At 72.6% G+C, this 16993-nt stretch carries 13 protein-coding genes; 9 read left to right on the top strand and 4 right to left on the bottom strand.

Features of this window, described 5'->3' with window-relative positions; all coding sequences use genetic code 11:
• The first annotated feature begins 146 nt into the window (after positions 1-146).
• The 4 genes from EAD96_RS16825 to EAD96_RS16810 all read left to right on the top strand — a co-directional run bounded on the left by EAD96_RS16825 (position 147) and on the right by EAD96_RS16810 (position 7265).
• On the top strand, positions 147-2930 hold the full coding sequence (locus EAD96_RS16825) for an immune inhibitor A domain-containing protein (protein WP_233585896.1): 2784 nt from the start codon (positions 147-149) through the stop codon (positions 2928-2930).
• Between the two features lie 356 nt (positions 2931-3286).
• A complete protein-coding gene (locus tag EAD96_RS16820; RefSeq protein ID WP_199733201.1) occupies positions 3287-5689 on the top strand; it encodes an immune inhibitor A domain-containing protein in 2403 nt (800 codons plus the stop codon).
• 174 nt (positions 5690-5863) lie between these two features.
• The gene (locus EAD96_RS16815; protein WP_120572058.1) at positions 5864-6202 is read left to right on the top strand and encodes a hypothetical protein; all 339 of its coding nucleotides are present in this window, start codon (positions 5864-5866) and stop codon (positions 6200-6202) included.
• 130 nt (positions 6203-6332) lie between these two features.
• Positions 6333-7265 carry an alpha/beta fold hydrolase gene (locus EAD96_RS16810; RefSeq protein WP_121684992.1) on the top strand — a complete coding sequence of 311 codons (933 nt, stop codon included), beginning with the start codon at positions 6333-6335 and terminating at the stop codon, positions 7263-7265.
• Position 7266: 1 nt separating this feature from the next.
• Here EAD96_RS16810 and EAD96_RS16805 read toward each other — a convergent pair whose 3' ends face one another.
• Positions 7267-7632 (bottom strand): hypothetical protein, encoded by a 366-nt coding sequence (locus EAD96_RS16805; RefSeq protein WP_121684991.1) that lies wholly within the window; start codon positions 7630-7632, stop codon positions 7267-7269.
• Positions 7629-10955, bottom strand: a complete 3327-nt coding sequence (locus EAD96_RS16800) for an SseB family protein (protein WP_121685001.1) — start codon at positions 10953-10955, stop codon at positions 7629-7631. The genes EAD96_RS16805 and EAD96_RS16800 overlap by 4 nt, the downstream gene beginning before the upstream one ends.
• Positions 10956-11107: 152 nt before the next feature.
• Between EAD96_RS16800 and mycP the strand changes: the two genes are divergently transcribed.
• On the top strand, positions 11108-12322 hold the full coding sequence (gene mycP, locus EAD96_RS16795; protein ID WP_121684990.1) for a type VII secretion-associated serine protease mycosin: 1215 nt from the start codon (positions 11108-11110) through the stop codon (positions 12320-12322).
• 61 nt (positions 12323-12383) lie between these two features.
• On the opposite strand, the gene EAD96_RS16790 is transcribed toward mycP, so the two are convergent.
• Both EAD96_RS16790 and EAD96_RS16785 read right to left on the bottom strand, forming a co-directional pair.
• On the bottom strand, positions 12384-12677 hold the full coding sequence (locus tag EAD96_RS16790) for a WXG100 family type VII secretion target (RefSeq protein WP_120572062.1): 294 nt from the start codon (positions 12675-12677) through the stop codon (positions 12384-12386).
• Positions 12678-12697: 20 nt separating this feature from the next.
• Positions 12698-13015, bottom strand: coding sequence for a WXG100 family type VII secretion target (locus EAD96_RS16785; protein WP_120572063.1), 318 nt, complete (start codon positions 13013-13015; stop codon positions 12698-12700).
• A gap of 245 nt (positions 13016-13260) precedes the next feature.
• On the opposite strand from EAD96_RS16785, the gene eccE reads away from it, so the two are divergent.
• The 4 genes from eccE to rarD all read left to right on the top strand — a co-directional run.
• Positions 13261-15057: a type VII secretion protein EccE gene (gene eccE, locus EAD96_RS16780; protein ID WP_120572064.1), complete on the top strand. Its 1797-nt coding sequence runs from the start codon at positions 13261-13263 to the stop codon at positions 15055-15057.
• A 57-nt stretch (positions 15058-15114) separates the two neighbouring features.
• Entirely contained in the window at positions 15115-15501 is a 387-nt protein-coding gene (locus tag EAD96_RS16775; RefSeq protein ID WP_013283623.1) for a phage holin family protein, read from the top strand.
• Between the two features lie 104 nt (positions 15502-15605).
• Positions 15606-16094: a GNAT family N-acetyltransferase gene (locus EAD96_RS16770; protein ID WP_120572065.1), complete on the top strand. Its 489-nt coding sequence runs from the start codon at positions 15606-15608 to the stop codon at positions 16092-16094.
• Positions 16091-16993: EamA family transporter RarD (rarD, locus tag EAD96_RS16765; protein ID WP_121684989.1), on the top strand; the 903-nt coding region annotated here is incomplete at its 3' end. The genes EAD96_RS16770 and rarD, both read left to right, overlap by 4 nt.

The following is a 16993-nucleotide window of genomic DNA, read 5'->3' as shown; positions in this document are numbered from 1 at the left end:
GACTGACCTGATCGGCCAGAGGGCCTGATCACCTCTGTCGATGTCGCTCGTCGTCGGTTACGTTCAGCCGACCGGCGGATTTCGACGAGCGTCACTGAGACGGCCGGTCCCTCACCATTCCCTACGAACGGAGTGGCATGCTCCCCATGTCGCAGCACAGGGCACGGCGACGCTTACTCGTCGCGCTGCCCGCCATCGCGCTCGCGGCCACGTCGCTGACCGTGACGGGCAGCGCGGCGGCTCAGCCGGCCCGGTCCGCACCGGTCACGATCGGGGCGGACGAGCACTACATCAACTACGCCGAGCCCGAGGTCCAGCCGGACACCGGCGGCAAGGAGGTCAAGGGCCGCGACGGCATCTTCTCCTCGCCGGCGGACGAGGCCCGCGCCTACGACCGCAAGTACGCCGGGGGCAACCCGATCGCGGCGCGCGAGCTGGCCAAGCTGGAGGCCAAGTCCATCCGGACCGGCCAGAGCCCTCGGAAGATCAAGAAGGCCAAGAGCACGCAGACCGCCAAGCTGCTGACGCTGCTCGTCGAGTTCAACGACAAGGCCAACGACGACTTCACCGACGTGATGGTCCCGAAGACGGTGTTCGAGGACCGCACCTGCGTTCCCGGCACCGTGCAGAACGGGCCGCGGCACAACACGATCCCGAACCCGGCCACGCTGCCGCACAAGGACAACAACTCGATGTGGGTGCCGGACTTCTCCCCGGCCCACTACGACAAGATGCTGTACAGCAAGAAGGGCATCACCGAGCGGGTCCGCAAGGACCTGAAGGGGCCGGACGGCAAGCCGGGCATCAGCCTCGCCGGGCGGACCATGCACAACATGTACCTGGAGATGTCCAAGAACGCGTACACCGTGGACGGGCAGGCCAGCCCGTGGATCACTGTGCCGCACTCGGAGGGCTGGTACGCCGCCTCGCGCTGCTTCCAGGACGAGAACGGCAACTGGGTCGCCGGGCGTGAGCAGTCGATGAACGGCCACCCGGACAACCCGCAGGGCGCCGGTCGGCTCGCCACCGACGCGATCGACGCGCTGGCCGCGGCCGACCCGAACTTCCCGTGGGCCGACTACGACATCGAGGACCAGAGCGACCGCGACGGCGACGGCAACTACCACGAGCCGGACGGCGTGATCGACCACCTGGTGCTGGTGCACGCCAACCAGGGCAAGTCCCGCGGTGGCGGTGACGTCGGGATCTACTCGGTCTGGGCGCACTCCTCGACCGTGACCGGCGGCTACACGATCCCGGGCACCAACCTGAAGGTGTCGAACTACATCGTGCAGCCGGAGGACGCCGGCGTCGGCGTCTTCGCCCACGAGTTCGGGCACGACCTGGGCCTGCCGGACCTGTACGACACCTCCGGCAACGCCGACTCGGACGTGGACTTCTGGGACCTGATGGCGTCCGGCTCGCACTCCGGCGAGATCTTCCAGGCGCTGCCGACCCACATGGGCCTCTGGGACAAGTGGGTGCTGGGCTGGGCCGAGCCGAAGACGTTCGGGCCGGGTGACCGGGCCAAGCTGGTCAAGCTCGGGCAGACCTCGCGTACGCCGGTCGGCACCGAGGACGGCATCAAGATCGACCTGCCGGACAAGGTGATCTCACTGGCCACGCCGCACAGCGGCTCGAACATGTGGTACTCCGGCGCCGACCAGGCCTGGGCGGATATCAAGCTCAGCCGCACGGTGACCGTCCCGAACGCCGCTGATGCGAAGTTCTGGATGTGGAACAACTACGTCATCGAGGCGGACTGGGACTACGGCTTCGTCGAGGTCTCCACCGACGGCGGCGCCACCTGGAGCGAGCAGAAGGTGTACGCCGAGGGCGGTGCGCTGGTCTCCACGAACGACGGCTACGCCGACCCGAACGGCCGCATGGTCGACTTCGGCAACAAGAAGTACGGCCTGACCGGCAGCACCAACGGCTGGCGGCACGACTACGTCGACCTGTCGTCGTACGCCGGGCAGACCGTGCAGGTCCGGCTGCGCTACGCCACCGACGAGGCGTTCCAGGAGCGCGGCTGGTTCGCCGACGACTTCTCGGTGACCGGCGGCGGCGCCACCACCTGGAGCGACGACGTGGAGAGCGGCGCGGCGGGCTGGACCCAGACCGGCGGCACCTTCACCGACACCAGTGGTGCGGGTTGGTTCATCGACTCGGGCACCCAGGTGAAGTCGCACTACTACCTGGCCGAGTGGCGTAACTTCGACGGCTTCGACAAGGGCCTGAAGTACACCTACGACACCGTCTACTCGCACGAGGCCTGGAAGGTCGACCGGATCGCGTACAACGCGCCGGGCATGCTGGTCTGGTACCGGGACACCCAGCTCGGCGACGTCAACCACGTCACCGCGCAGATGACCGCGCTGCCCAGCTACGGCGCCAAGGGCGGCCTGCTGATCGTCGACTCGCACAACGACCCGCTGCGCCGCAAGGGCGTCGCGGCCGAGAAGGACCCGTCGGTGCTGAAGAACCTGCCCAGCCGGCCGCAGTCCTCCAACGCCGCGTTCGGCCTGAAGCCGACGTACCCGTTCAAGGAGTGCCTGGAGGCGGCGGACGAGCCGTACAGCGAGTACTGCACGAAGTTCGGCCCGCAGGCTCCGGTGCGTGGCTTCACCGACGCCAAGGGCTGGTACCCGGGCATCGAGATCCGAGACGGCGCCGCGTACTCGCGGGACAACGACGCCTCGGTGGTCATCCCGTCGCGGGGCAACCAGCAGTACACGACCCGGGTGGTGAACCCGGACGGCACCCCGGCGACCGACTACTACGGTTCAACGCTGGGTGGCGGGGCGATCGTGCTCGGCACCGGCAACCCGGGTGACGCGGGCGTCCAGTACGGCGTCTCGATCATCATCAAGCGGGCCGCCAAGGACAACTCGTACGCCCAGGTGTACGTGGTTCCGCCGCGGAGCTGAGCCGTACGTTCAAACCGGAACCGGAATGACCGGAAAATGAGCTGAAGAGGCTCGATGGGGGAAGGGTCGGGAGCGCGAGCGCTCCCGACCCTTCCGCGTAGCCGGTTAATCCATGGCTGTCACTGCACCGCGTGATCCGTACATCGCCGCTGGTCAACGGCTCGGTGACCGGCGGACGTGTGACGGTGAAAAGCATTCCCAACAAAAAGTTGCTACAAATCGACGCACACATCTTCCCAGCAGTCGCAGCAGTGTCTATGTTCACCTTTGGTCCCACTAGTGGGACGTTCCACCGGCCCGTACCCCCAGTTGGGCCGGTTCCCTCACACCGGAGGTACCACGTGCGCAAAGTCGCAGTGGGTCTGCTCGGGCTTTCGCTGACCGCGACGGGACTGGTGGCAGGCACGTCCGCCAGCGCCGCGCCGACGCCGAAGTTGCCGGCCGCCGCCCCGTCGGTGGCCGAGCCTGCGCAGGCTGAGCACGACCTGCCCAACCCGCTCGAGGAGAAGCGGCGCGCGCTGCGCCAGGAGGGCCTCAGCGAGGTCCTGTCCGGCAGGGCGAAGGCCCAGAAGATCAACGGCAGCAAGGTCGTCAAGGTCGGCGAGCAGGCTGTCGCCGGTCCCGCGGCGGGCAAGGCAGCCAAGAGCACCAAGGCCGGCAAGGGTCCGACCAAGGACCAGTACGTCGAGCTCTCCCGCGAGCGGACCGACAAGATCTTCGTCATCCTCGCCGAGTTCGGCGACGAGCGGCACCCGAACTACCCGGACCAGGACACCGACCCGGACACCCCGGGCCCGACCCGGTTCGACGGCCCGCTCCGCAACCAGATCCCCCAGCCCAACCGGGCGGTGGACAACTCCACTGTCTGGCAGGCCGACTACAGCGCCGACCACTACCGGCAGCTGTACTTCGGCACCAACCCGGGTGACGAGTCGCTGAAGCAGTACTACGAGGCCCAGTCCTCGGGTCGGTACAGCGTCGACGGCGAGGTCACCAACTGGGTGAAGGTCCGGTACAACGAGGCCCGCTACGGCCGTTCCGACGGCTACCCGTGCGCCTCGAACGTCTGCACCAACACCTGGGCGCTGGTCCGCGACGCCGCCAACCAGTGGGTCGCCGACCAGAAGGCGCAGGGCCGCTCCGACGCGGAGATCGCCGCGGACGTCAAGGCGATGGACGAGTGGGACCGGTACGACTTCGACGGTGACGGCGACTTCAACGAGCCGGACGGCTACATCGACCACTTCCAGATCGTCCACGCCGGCGGCGACCAGGCCGACGGTGACCCGTACCAGGGTGAGGACGCCATCTGGAGCCACCGGTGGTACGCCTTCGCCAGCGACCAGGGCAACACCGGCCCGGAGAACTTCCCGGCCGGCGGCACCCAGATCGGCAACACCGGCGTCTGGATCGGTGACTACACGATCCAGCCGGAGAACGGTGGCCGGAGCGTCTTCTACCACGAGTACGGCCACGACCTCGGTCTGCCGGACGACTACAACGTGGTCAGCGGTGGGGACAACAACAACGAGCACTGGACCCTGATGGCCCAGAGCCGGCTCGGTGCCAAGAACGACGGTGGCATCGGCGAGCGCGGCGGCGACCTCGGCGCGTGGAACAAGCTTCAGCTCGGCTGGCTCGACTACGAGGTCGTCGTGGCCGGCCAGAAGCGCACCCTGGAACTGGGCCCGCAGGAGTACAACTCCAACAAGGCCCAGGGCGCCGTGGTGGTGCTGCCGCAGCGGGAGTACACGTTCCAGAACGGCAAGCCGTTCGAGGGTACGAAGCAGTTCTTCTCGGGCAACGACGACGACCTGAACAACACGATGACGCGCACCGTCGACCTCACCGGGAAGACCAGCGCCGCGCTGTCGATGAAGGGTCGCTACAGCATCGAGGCGGACTACGACTACCTGTTCTTCGAGGCGTCCACCGACGGTGGCCAGACCTGGGCCTCGCTGCCCGGTACGGCCAACGGCGCCCCGCTGAAGGAGATCTCCCCCGGGCGCTACGCCCTGGACGGCTCCAGCAACGACCAGTGGGTCGACATCAACATCCCGATGGACGCGGTCGCCGGCAACGTCGTGCAGTTCCGGCTCCGCTACCAGACGGACGGCGGTGTCTCCGAGGGCGGCTTCTACGGTGACGCGGTCACCGTGACCGCCGACGGCCAGACCCTCCTCACCGACGGCGCCGAGGCCGGTGCGAACGGCTGGACCCTCAGCGGCTTCAGCATCGTCGAGGAGACCTACACCCGTAAGTTCGACAACTACTACATCGCCGGCAACCGGTCGTACGTCTCGTACGACAAGTACCTCAAGACCGGCCCGTACTTCTTCGGCTACGCGAACACCCGCCCGGACTACGTGGACCACTACGCGTACCAGGAGGGTCTGCTGATCTCCTACTGGAACCTCCGGTTCGCGGACAACGACACGTTCGCGCACCCGGGTGAGGGTCGGAACATGATCATCGACGCGCACCCGCGGCCGATCTACAACCTGACCGGGCAGCCCTGGCGGGCCCGCGTCCAGGTCTACGACGCGCCGTTCAGCCTGAAGAAGGCCGACTCGTTCACGCTGCACCTCAACAGCCAGCCGCAGTACATCCGCGGCCAGGCGGCGCAGCCGCTGTTCGACGACACCACGCAGTACTGGTACCCGGAGCTGCCGAACCACGGCGTCAAGCTCCCGGCCACCGGCACCAAGATCAAGGTTCTGGAGCAGAACGGCACCTCGCTGAAGGTCCGCTTCTCCTGATCCACTGATCGACGCACCACGCGATGCCCGGGCGGTGAACCGCCCGGGCATCGCCCTTTCCGGGAACCCGGCGTACCCCACCCGCGTCCCATCGGATGACGCCCCGCACCACGCTGCCGGCGCCCTCGCGACGGCGCCGCTCACCGGCGCGCCCGCGGCCGAGACGGAGGATCAGTGCCCGACGACCACCAGCCGGCCGCGAACGGCACGGCCTCGCCCGCCGATCGCCCCACGCCGCTGTCCGCCGGCGACCTGCCGACGCTTCGGCGGCCCGCCGGGCCGCCGAAGACGCCGACCGACAACCGGCCGACGGGCGTCGTCGCCGGCTGGATCACCCGGGGCGGCTCCGGGCCGTGCTACGGGCTGATGGACGAGAACGGCACGGAGTACGCGGTGTACGGCCCGAACGCCGGTGAGCTGCGCAAGGGCGACCTGGTCACGTTGCGGCTCACCGCGCGGGACCGCTCCGTCGACTGCGGACCGGGAATCCCCATGCGGATCATCGACGAGTGACAGCCGGTAGCAGGGCGCTCACGACCCCGCGAGGCGGCCCCGGTGCGGTTCCCGGTGACCGCCCGGAGAAATCCCTGATCCTGGCCACCTGCGGGCCCGGTGGGTGACCGGCGGCCCTAGGCTGTGCCCCATGACCGACCAGCGCGGCGGACCCGTCGACGAGTCCTGCGTCCTGCCCGAAGGGCCGTGGACGCACCGGTTCGTCGGCGCCAACGGCAGCCGGTTCCACGTCGTCGAGGCGGGCACCGGCCCGATGGTGCTCTTCCTGCACGGCTTCCCCGAATACTGGTACGCCTGGCACGAGATGCTGCCCGCGGTCGCCGACGCGGGCTTCCGCGCGGTCGCGGTCGACCTGCGCGGTTACGGTGCGAGCGACAAGCCACCCCGGGGGTACGACGGCTACACGCTCGCCGCCGACGTCGCCGGCCTGATCCGCGCGCTCGGTGAGCGGTCGGCCACCGTCGTCGGCACCGGCGCGGGCGGGCTCATCGGCTGGACCGCCGCCTCCTTCCACCCGACCCTGGTCCGCCGGCTCGTGGTGCTCGGCGCGCCGCACCCGCTGCGGCTGCGGGCGGCCATCTTCGCCGACCCGCGCGGCCAGTTCACCTCGGCCACCGCGACGCTGAAGTTCCAGCTCCCCCGCTACGAGCACGTCCTGGCCCGGGACGACGCCACCGAGGTGGAGGAGATCCTGCGCCGGTGGGGCGGCCCGCGCTGGGTGTCCGGCCCCGACTTCGCCGACTACGCGCACTGCTGCCGGGTGGCGATGCAGATCCCGCAGGCCGCCTTCTGCGCGATGGAGGGCTACCGCTGGGCGTTCCGCTCGGTGCTGCGGCTGCACGGCTACCGCTTCGTGAAGCTGATGCAGAAGCCACTGGTCACGCCGACCCTGCAACTGCACGGCGCACTCGACCGGGCCTCGCTCCCCCGTACCGCCCAGGGCTCCGGCCGCTACGTCACCGCCCCGTACGAGTGGCGGCTGCTCGACGACGTGGGCCACTTCCCGCACGTCGAGGCGCGGGACGTGGTGCTCGGCGAGATCCTGCGCTGGGCGAAGTCCTGACTCAGACCCGCTGCTCGCCCAGGTCGGCCACCTCGGCCGCGGGCGCCCAGCCCTGGTAGACGCCGAAGTCGAACGCCTCCAGCCCCATCGCCTCGGCCACCGGCCAGCGCCCACCGGTGTACTCGACCCGCAGCCAGCCCTCGTGCTCGGCCAGCACGATGAACGGCTGCCCCTGCCAGGTGCACGTGGTCCGCACGTACGCCAGATCGTCGACCTCGGCGGCCGGCACCACCCGGACGTACCGGCCGGGGCGTACCTCGGTGAAGCCCTCGCCAGGTCCGGGCTGGTAGAGGCGGATGTCGTCGCCGTCGGGGCTGGCCTGGTACTCCCGGCCCCGCCAGCGGGCCACGTAGCCGTCGCGGCTCACGCCTCGCCCGCCTTCCGCCACAGCAGCTCGTCGGTGTCCAGGACGGCGACCAGCTTGCTGTCGCCGTCCGCGCCGACCCGCCACAGCTCGGCGCCGTGCGGGAGCCGTGCACTGTCCACCTTGAACTCGGCGATCACGTCGCTGCTCTCCCCCGGCGCGAAGCCGTTGCCGCGGAACGGGGGCCGCTCGATCACCCAGCCCTCCATCGCCCGCATCGCCGCCTCGTTCGGGCCGCCGTACGGGATCCGGTAGAGGCTCGGCCGGTAGGCGGGCCAGCGCAGCAGGTAGATCTCCTCGTCGTCCGGGGAGAACGGCGAGCCCGGGTGGCCGAGGCCGAGCGCGCGGTACAGCTCCGCCGGGGTACGCAGATGCGCCAACTCCCCGGCCCGGTGCACGAATCCGGAGACCCGGTCGTAGCCACGCTCCAGGTAGTACGCGAGCTGGCTCGCCGCGATCGCCTTCTGCATGGTCACCGGCCGGTTCGCGGCGATCGTGGGCGCCTCCGGGCGCTGGCGTTCCGCCGGCTGCGGCGCGGACGCCGGCTCCGGGTCGTCGCCAAGGCCCACCTCGGCCGCCCAGTTGGCGAGCGCGAGGACCTGCTCCCCCGGGTACGTCGCGCCGACCGGACTGCCCGGGTTGACCCGGAACGACCACGCCACGTCCGGCCACCTGCGGATGAGCTGGACGAACTTGACCCGTACCGTCTCGACCTGGCCCTCGGTGTGCTCGGCCAGGCGTTCCGGCGAGGTGTAGACCGAGACGCACCGCTCGCCGTCGACCTGATCGGCGTGCCAGACGAAGCCGGGGTCACCCGGCCGGCTGCCGGCGGCCGAGTCGGGCGCGACGGGCATCAGCACCCGGGCCAGCAGCAGCGTGGTGAGGAAACCGTCGGTGCTGCCGCTGCCCGCGGCGGCCAGCAGGTCCTCCTCGACGTCGTTCGCCGGTACGAACTCGGCGGGCCGGTCCGCGGTGCTCGATCCGTGACCGGCTGTCGTGGCGGGGGTCGCGGTGTCCGGTGCCGGCGTGGACAGCGCCACGGTCGGCTCGCCGGGCGCGAACAGCGGCGCGGTGACCGGTTCGTCGCCGGTCGCCGGCGCGAAGAGGGAGACGGTCGGCTGCTCCGCCGGCACGGGGTCGGACAACGAGACGGTCGGCTCAGCCGATGCCGGCCTGGTCAGTGGCGCGGTCGGGTCGTCCGGTGCGGAGTTGGACAGCAACGTCGTCGACTCGGACGGCACCGGATCGAACAACGAAACGGTCGGCTCAGCCGGTGCCGGATCGAACAGCGAGACAGTCGGCTCGGCCTCGGCTGGGCCGGCGAGCGAGGCGGTCGGCTCGGCCGACACCCGATCGAACAATGAGACAGTCGGCTCGGCCGACGGCGACGGTGTGAACAGCGGCGCGGTGGCGTCCGCTGCGGGAGCCGGCGACTCGAACAGCGATGTCGTCGGCTCGGACTCCGACGCGAGCGACACCGTCGGCTCGGCCTCACCCGGGCCGGCCGGCGGCACGGTCGGCTCGGCCGGCACCCGGTCGAACAACGAGACAGTCGGCTCGGCCGAGGCCGACGGCGTGAACAGCGGCGCGGTGGCCTCGCCTGCCGGGGACGGCGACTCGAACGGCGACGTCGTGGGCTCGGACGACGACGCGAACGACACGGCCGGCTCGTCGCGCGGCGTACTCCGGTCCGTCGCGCCGGTGGTCCCGCTGTGTGCCGGCGTCGGCTCGGCGAGGTTCACCGTGTCGTCGGCGACCGGCGGGTCCGCGGCAAGCGGCATGGTCGGGTCGGTGCCGGCCCACGGCGTGGCCGCGCCCTCGGCCGGTTCCGCGCGCACCGGACCGGTCTGCTGCGCGGACCAGAGCGGTGCGGGCTCGGTCAGGTCGCGGGCCTCGATGACGGTGCCCTCGATGACGATGGGTGTGAAGTCGCGGCGTGCGGCGGGCGGCGCGGAGACCGGTTCGGCGATCGACGGAGGCAGCTCCTCCACCGGCTCGTCGATCGTCTCCCACCGCGTGGTCTCGCCCTCGGTGCCGCCCGGCGCGGCCCCCCACCCGTCGGCAGTGGCCGGTCCGGCGGCGGCAGCGGATCCGGCGTCCGTCGCAGTGGCCGGTCCGGCGTGCCTCCGGGGCAGCGCCTCGGTCGCGTCCTCGGTCGGGCGGGTCGGCCGGAACGCCTGGGTCGTCTCCTCCGACCGGGGCGCTGGCGACGGCTCGTCCGTCCGGCTCGGGAAGGCGTGGGTCCGGCCCTCGCGTACCGGCTCGTTCAGCGGCCGTCGGCGCGGGAACGGCTGCCCGCCGGCGAACCGGGTCGGCGGGGTGGCCCGGTCGCCGGCCCCGCGCGACGGGTCCAGCGGCGACGGGCGCCGGGCCGAGCGGCCACCGGACGAGGGTTCGAAGAAGGAGCGGGACGGCGGTGGGACGGCGGCCGCCGGTGGCTCGTCGGCAGGTGCCGCAGGGGCGGTGGCGAACGGGTCCGGCTCGTCCGGGCGGCGGCGCAGATCGGTGAGCCAGCCGTCGAGGGCGTCCGTGTCCGGCTCGGCGCCCGGGGCGGTCCGGCTCGGGACGTCGCTGTCCGGCGCTCGGCGGCGGGGCGGCACGGTGGGCAGCCGCCGCCCGAGGACCGAGGCGGCCCGCATCGGCACCGTGGGCGGCTCGTCGGTCTTCATCAGCCGCTCGTCCCGGCCGGGCGCGCCGGCAACCGGCGGCACGACCGGAGGCGGCACCGCGGGTGGCGGAACAGCCGGAGGTGGCACCGCGGGTGGCGGCACGACGGGAGGCGGAACCGCGGCCGGCGGGACGGCGGCATGAGGCACCGGGGCGGGCGTGACAGCGGCCGGCGCCACGGGCACGGCCGGCGGGCGGGGCGCCGCCTCGGGCACCGCGTTCCGGGCTCCCCGGGTGGCGTTCTCCACGCGTTCCAGCCGGGCGCGGGCGCCCATGGTGCGGCCGGGCAGCCGGACGTCGCCCCGGGAGAGCTGAGCCACGTACCAGGCGGGCAGGTAGCCCTCGATCGGCAGGCCGGGATTGACCGCCAGCCACCACTCGGGGTTGGGCCAGCCGGTGGCCAGATCCGGGTAGGGGACGCGGCGGGTGGGCCCCGCGTTCTCCCCGAGGCTCGCGCGCAGCGCGGCGACGGAGGTGAAGGCCAGCACGTGGGTGCGACCCCCGGAGGTCCAGGTGCCCCATCCGGCGGTCGGTCCGCTCGCGACCGGAAGCAGGAGATCGACACGGGTCAGCACCCGGAAGTACTGCTGCTGGTCCTGCGCGCGCAGCGCGTCCCGCATCGCCACCTCGGCCTCGGTGGCCGGCTCCCATCCGGTCACGGCCACCTCTCCTTCCGCGAACAGGCCACAGGCATCGCCTACAACCTACAAGGTGGCAACAAGATCAGGACTTCTGGCCATCGACGGTCGGCCTCGACGTCAGGGAGCCGATAACATCCCGTTCCGGAGCCGACACGTTACGGAGGTCGTCGATGTCTCGGCCAGTCGCGTACCCCGCCGTGGCCGCCCTGGCGACGCTCCTCGTCACGGCGGTTCCGGCCGCACCGGCGGCGGCTCGCGCGCCCGCCGGCTGCGCCTCGCCGCCCGCGCCGGCCCGCCCGGTGGCGGACCAGCCGTGGCCGCAGCAGCGGTACGCCCCGGACCGGCTCACCCCGCTCGCGACGGGCACCGGGATCGTGGTCGCGGTGGTCGACTCGGGAGTGGACCGGTCCCACCCGCAGTTGGCCGGCCGGGTTCTCGACGGCGCCGACTTCCTCGACCGGGGCGGGGACGGCACCCGGGACTGCGCCGGCCACGGCACCGGGGTGGCGAGCATCATCGCCGCCGCGCCGCAGCCCGGCGTCGCGTTCCGCGGCCTCGCGCCGGACGCGCGCATCCTGCCGGTACGGGTGAGCGAGCAGCAGGTCGTCGAGGGGCGGGAGTCGGGGCGTACGGTCGACGCGGCCGGGTTCGCCCAGGCCATCCGCTGGGCCGTGGACCACGACGCCGACGTGCTGAACCTCTCGGTGGTGCTGTACGCGGACGACCCGGCCGTGCGCGCCGCCGTCGCCTACGCGGTCCGGCGGGACGTGGTCGTGGTGGCCGCCGCCGGGAACCTGCACGACAACGGTGATCCCCGGCCCTATCCGGCGGCGTACGACGGGGTGCTCGGCGTCGGCGCGATCGGCCGGGACGGGACACGCTCGGCGTTCTCCCAGACCGGCTCGTACGTGGACGTGGTCGCCCCGGGGAGCGAGGTGCTGATGGCGGCACCCCGGTCGGGGCACCAGCGGGCGGAGGGGACCAGCTACGCCACTCCGTTCGTGGCGGGTACGGCGGCGCTGCTGCGCCAGTACCGGCCCCGGCTGCGTGCGGACGAGGTGGCCGGTCGGATCGTGGCCGCCGCCGACCCGGCGCCGGGGCGGGACGCGGGTTACGGCGCGGGGGTGCTCAACCCGTACCGGGCGGTGACCGAGTCGGCCGGCGCGACCGATTCGCGCACCCGGCCGGGAGCGGCGCTTCCCGCCGACCGGCCCGATCCGGCCGCGCTGGCCCGCCAGTCCCGCCGGGACTCGGCCCGGGACCGGGCGCTGCCGGCCGCCGCCGTCGCGGGCGGGGCGGTGGCACTGGTGGCGGCGCTCGCCCTGGTGCTGCCGCGCGGCGCGCGCAGGCGCTGGCAGGCGGCCGGCCCGGCAGCTCCGAGATGACCGGCGGTCACGTGCGACGCCGCGCGGCCCGGGTCACCTGCCCGGGCCGCGCGGCGTCGGCTCACTGGAACAGGTTGGCGTTGCGCTTCTCGGTGTCGAGGTAGTCGGTCGCGGAGTCCGCCACCGCGAGCTTGATGTCACGCAGCATCGCCTGGAGATCCTGGGAGGCGGCCCGCCACCGGGACTGCCGCACCTCGTACGCCTCGCGGGCCTCGCCGTTCCAGCTCGCCACCAGCGGGGCGGCGTCGCGTTCGAGCTGACCGAGCTGGCTCTCCAGCGTGGACAGCGCCCGTTGGATGTCGGCGCCCGCCTGTTGCAGGGCGGCGAAGTTGACGACCAGCACACCGTGCTCCATGGATTCGATCCTTCCGGTTGTCAGAGCGGCAGCTGGATGCCGCGGTTGGTGCCCGCCACCCGGCCGGCGGCCTCGGTGTCGGAGACGTCGTACTGCCGGCCCGCGGTGCGGATCGCGTTGGCGGTCTCGCGCAGCGCCCGGTGAAGGGCGGCCTGGTCCTGCGCCCACTGCTGCTTGACCTGCGCGAACGAGCGCCCACCGGCACCCCGCCAGGCCTGCTGCAACACCTCCAGCTCGGCCATCAGGCCGCTGAGCATGGTCTGGAGCGACTGGTCGACCTGCTCGAACTTCGCGGCGGTCTGCTGCATCACAGCGGCTTCTGCCTGGGTCTGGGACATCCCGGACGTCACCTCGTCTCCTCGGTCGTGGCTGGTCACCGTGTGACCACCGTGGACTCGTCGGCGGGGGCCCGGGGCCGGTGGAGGGGGAAGCCCGGCGGCGGCGGACACGCAACTCGACGATTTCGTCGCTGACGGTAGCCGTCCGACTTCGGTTCTGCTACCCCTTCGGGCTCCCCTGTGGACAACTCGCCCATTACGATGAGCCACGGCAGCGTCACGCGGAGGTCCGGCGAGGAGGTGCGGTGACCGCCAGCACATCCGAGCGGCCCGCGTCCGTCGCGGTCCGCACGCCACAGTGGACGAGCCGTCCGACGGCACGGCTGCGCGCCGGCCAGATCGTCGCGACCCAGATCGCGGCGGCAGTGCTGATCGCGGCCGTCGGGCGGGGTGTCGTGCCGACGGCCGTCGCGCTGCTGTCGGCGGCCCTGCTGCTGCCCGCCGCGTGGGTGCGGGTGCGCGGCCGCTGGCTCCACGAGTGGCTCGCCACCGCCGCCGCGTACCTGACCCGGCGGCGCGCGCTGCCACCGGCGGCCGATCCGGCGGCACTGCTGGCGCTGCTCCGGCCGGGCGCGGTGGTCGGCGCGACGGAGGCGTCCGGTGGGGCGGCCGTGCTGCACGACGCCGCCGGGCTGACCGCGTTGCTGGAGCTGGGCGACCCGGACGACCTGCTCGGCGACCACGCGCACGAGCTGCCCTCGCCGCTCGGCCTGCTTCCACCGGCCGGGCCGGACGCCCCCGCGATCCGGCTGCAGCTGGTGTTCTCGTCCTCGCCCGCACCCGCGCCCGCTGTGGCCGGCGGTCCGGCCGGGACGTCGTACCGCCAGCTCACCGACGGGCGGGTGGCCGGGCGGGCGCGCGTGGTGCTGGCCGTCCAGGTGCTGCGCGCCGACGGCTGGCCGGATAAGGACCTGCTGCGGGCGTTGTCCGGCACCCTGCGGCGGCTCGTCCGGCGGCTCGGCCCGCTCAGCGCCCGGCCGCTGGGTGGCGACGCGGCGTTGCGGGTGATCGCCGAACTGGCCCACCACGAGCCCGGCGCCCCGGTGCGGGAGACCTGGCCCCAGCTCGCAGTGGGTGGCCTGACGCAGGCCACCTGGCGACTGCGCCGGTGGCCGGATCCGCGCGGCGAGGCGACGCGAGGGCTGGTGGGCCGGTTGCTCGCGCTGCCGGCCACCGCCACCACAGTCGCGCTCACGGTCGGTCCGCGCACGGGCGCGGCGCCGGTCCCGGCCGATCTTGCGGTACGGGTGGCGGCCGGGAGCGCGGCCGAACTGTCGACGGCGGAACGCACGCTGCGCCGGGTCGCCGGTGACGTCGGCGGCGAGTTGCGCCGGCTCGACGGTGAGCACCTGGCCGGGCTGGCCGCCACGCTGCCGTTGGCGGTGACCGGTGGGGCCGCGGCCGGGTCGCCCCCGCCCGCGCTGGACCTGCCCCCGGCCGCCGCGGGCCTGATGGTGGGCGCGAACCGGCACGGCGCCGCGCTCACCGTCCGCCTGTTCCGGCCGGCCACGACGCGGGTGCTGCTCGTCGGCGGCGTGCCCGCGGCCCAACTGCTCGTGCTGCGGGCGCTGGCGCTCGGCGCGCGCGTGGTGGTGCAGACCGGCCGTCCCCGGATCTGGGAACCGTTCGTGCGGGGTGTCGGGACGGTCGGTGGCGGCGTACCGCTGCTCCCGCCGGGTCGTCCGCTCGGTGGCGCGCCCGGCTCGCCGCTGCATCCGCTGCTGGTGGTGGTGGACGCCGGCCCGGTGCCGCCGGAGGCCGGACCGGCAGCCGCCTGGCAGTCGGTGCTGGTGGTCCGCGACGAGCTGACCCCGGCCGACACTCCCGCGCTGGCCCGCGCCGACCTGGCGATCCTCCAGCCGCTCGACCCGGACGAGGCCGCGCTCGCGGGCGCAGCGCTGGGCCTGGGCGGCTCGGCGGAGTGGCTGACCCGGATCCGCGACGACATGGTGGCGGTGGTCAACCGGCGGGCCCTGCGCTGGGCGCTGCTCTCGCCCACACCTGTCGAGTCGCAACTGGTCGGTCGTCCGGCCCGGCACTGACGGAACGCGCCGCCGGGCGACTTCCCCTGGTGGTACGGCCGTGGCACGATCCCGGCCATGGATTTCCTGAAGGGTCTTCTGATTCGCGTGGGTTCGACGGCGGTGGCGTTCTGGCTCGCCACCCTGCTCATCCCGGGCATCTCGCTCGACTCCGACTCGGCCACCGAGACGGTGATCACGCTGGTGCTCGTCGCGGTCATCTTCGGCGTGGTGAACGCGGTGCTCCAGCCGATCATCAAGACCGTGGGGTGCGGCTTCTACCTGCTGACCCTCGGCCTGATCGCGCTGGTCGTGAACGGCCTGCTCTTCCTGCTCACCAGCTGGATCGCCGGTGAGGCCGGGCTGCCCTTCCACGTGGACGGGTTCTGGCCGGAGGCGGTGCTGGGCGCGCTCTTCGTCGGCATCGTCACCTGGATCCTCGGCGCCGTCCTCGACCGCGACTGACGTCCGGGCCCGGCCGGTCGCCGTGGCGGCCGGCCGGGGTCACCAGGCCAGCAGTAGGGAATTGGCTGGCGAGAGGGCCCGGTGGCGGTACTAGCCTCGGCCGCGTGTTCACAGTGACCCGCGCGGACGGCTACGAGATCAGCACCGACCCGGACCGGATCGACCTGGACCGGGTGCACGTCTGGCTCGCCACCGACGCGTACTGGGCGCTGGGGCGGGAGCGGGAGACGGTGGCGCGCGCCTTCGCCGGCTCGATCGGCTTCGGCGTCTACCGGCCCGGCGACGGACGGCAGGTGGCGGTCGCCCGCGTGGTCACTGACGGGGCCACGTTCGCCTGGCTCTGCGACGTGTACGTGGACCCGGCCGAGCGGGGTCGCGGGCTGGGCACCTGGCTGGCCGGCGCGGTCCGCGACCACCTGGGCGAGCTGGGCGTACGCCGCATCCTGCTGGCCACGCTCGACGCGCACGGGGTCTACGCGAAGATCGGCTTCCGGCCGGTCGCAGCGGATCGGTGGATGGAGCTGGACCAGCGCGTGACGCCGGTCACCGATAAGGACCAGTGCAGCGATCCACCACTTACGGTGGAGCGGTGAACCAGCTCCGGCTCGGCTACCTGTACGGCGTCGGCGCGTACCTGATCTGGGGTTTCTTCCCGATCTACCTGAAGCTGCTGCGCCCGGCCGGGCCGGTGGAGATCCTCGCGCACCGGATCCTCTGGTCGGTGGCGTTCGTGGCGTTGCTGCTGGCCGCCACGCGGCACGCCGGCTTCCTGCGCAAGCTGGCCCGGCGGCCCCGGGCGCTCGCCGGTATCGGGCTCGCCGCCGCGCTGATCGCCGTCAACTGGGGTACGTACATCTACGGCGTGAACTCCGACCGGGTGGTGGAGACGGCGCTCGGCTACTTCATCAACCCGCTGGTGTCGGTGCTGTTCGGCGTGCTGGTGCTGCGGGAACGGCTGCGCCGGGCACAGTGGGCGGCGCTGGGCGTCGGCGCGCTCGCGGTCGCGGTGCTCACCGTCGACTACGGCCGCCTGCCCTGGCTGGCGCTCACGCTGGCGTTCAGCTTCGCCGGGTACGGCCTGGTCAAGAAGCAGCTCGCGCTGCCCGCCACGGAAGGGCTGTTCGTCGAGTCGGCGGTGCTGGCGTTGCCCGCCCTGGCGTACCTGGGGTGGCTGTCGGCACGCGGTTACTCGACGTTCGGGCACGTGTCGGCCGGGCACACCGCGCTGCTGGTGCTCGCCGGCGCCGCCACCGCGATCCCGCTGCTGCTGTTCGCCGGGGCGGCGAACCGGCTGCCGCTGTCCACTGTCGGCATGCTGCAGTACCTCGCGCCGATCCTCCAGCTCGGCTGCGGCGTGCTGATCTTCCACGAGCCGATGCCGCCGGCCCGGCTGGCCGGCTTCGCCCTGGTCTGGCTCGCCCTGGTGGTCTTCACCGCCGACGCCCTGCGCCACTCCCACCGCACCCGCGTAGCCGCCCGCACCCCCACCACC

It is taken from the genome of Micromonospora sp. BL1 (assembly GCF_003667485.1).
Lineage (GTDB): Bacteria > Actinomycetota > Actinomycetes > Mycobacteriales > Micromonosporaceae > Micromonospora > Micromonospora tulbaghiae.
Note: the sequence above shows the minus strand (reverse complement) of the source record. Positions and strands in the feature narration are given on the sequence as shown.

What these genes read in the sequence shown, in the direction of transcription:
- EAD96_RS16825 (WP_233585896.1), top strand. Translation starts at nt 147, where the DNA reads ATGTCGCAGCACAGGGCACGGCGACGCTTACTCGTCGCGCTGCCCGCC.
- EAD96_RS16810 (WP_121684992.1), top strand. Translation starts at nt 6,333, where the DNA reads ATGACCGACCAGCGCGGCGGACCCGTCGACGAGTCCTGCGTCCTGCCC.
- mycP (WP_121684990.1), top strand. Translation starts at nt 11,108, where the DNA reads ATGTCTCGGCCAGTCGCGTACCCCGCCGTGGCCGCCCTGGCGACGCTC.
- EAD96_RS16790 (WP_120572062.1), bottom strand. Translation starts at nt 12,677, where the DNA reads ATGGAGCACGGTGTGCTGGTCGTCAACTTCGCCGCCCTGCAACAGGCG.
- EAD96_RS16785 (WP_120572063.1), bottom strand. Translation starts at nt 13,015, where the DNA reads ATGTCCCAGACCCAGGCAGAAGCCGCTGTGATGCAGCAGACCGCCGCG.
- EAD96_RS16775 (WP_013283623.1), top strand. Translation starts at nt 15,115, where the DNA reads ATGGATTTCCTGAAGGGTCTTCTGATTCGCGTGGGTTCGACGGCGGTG.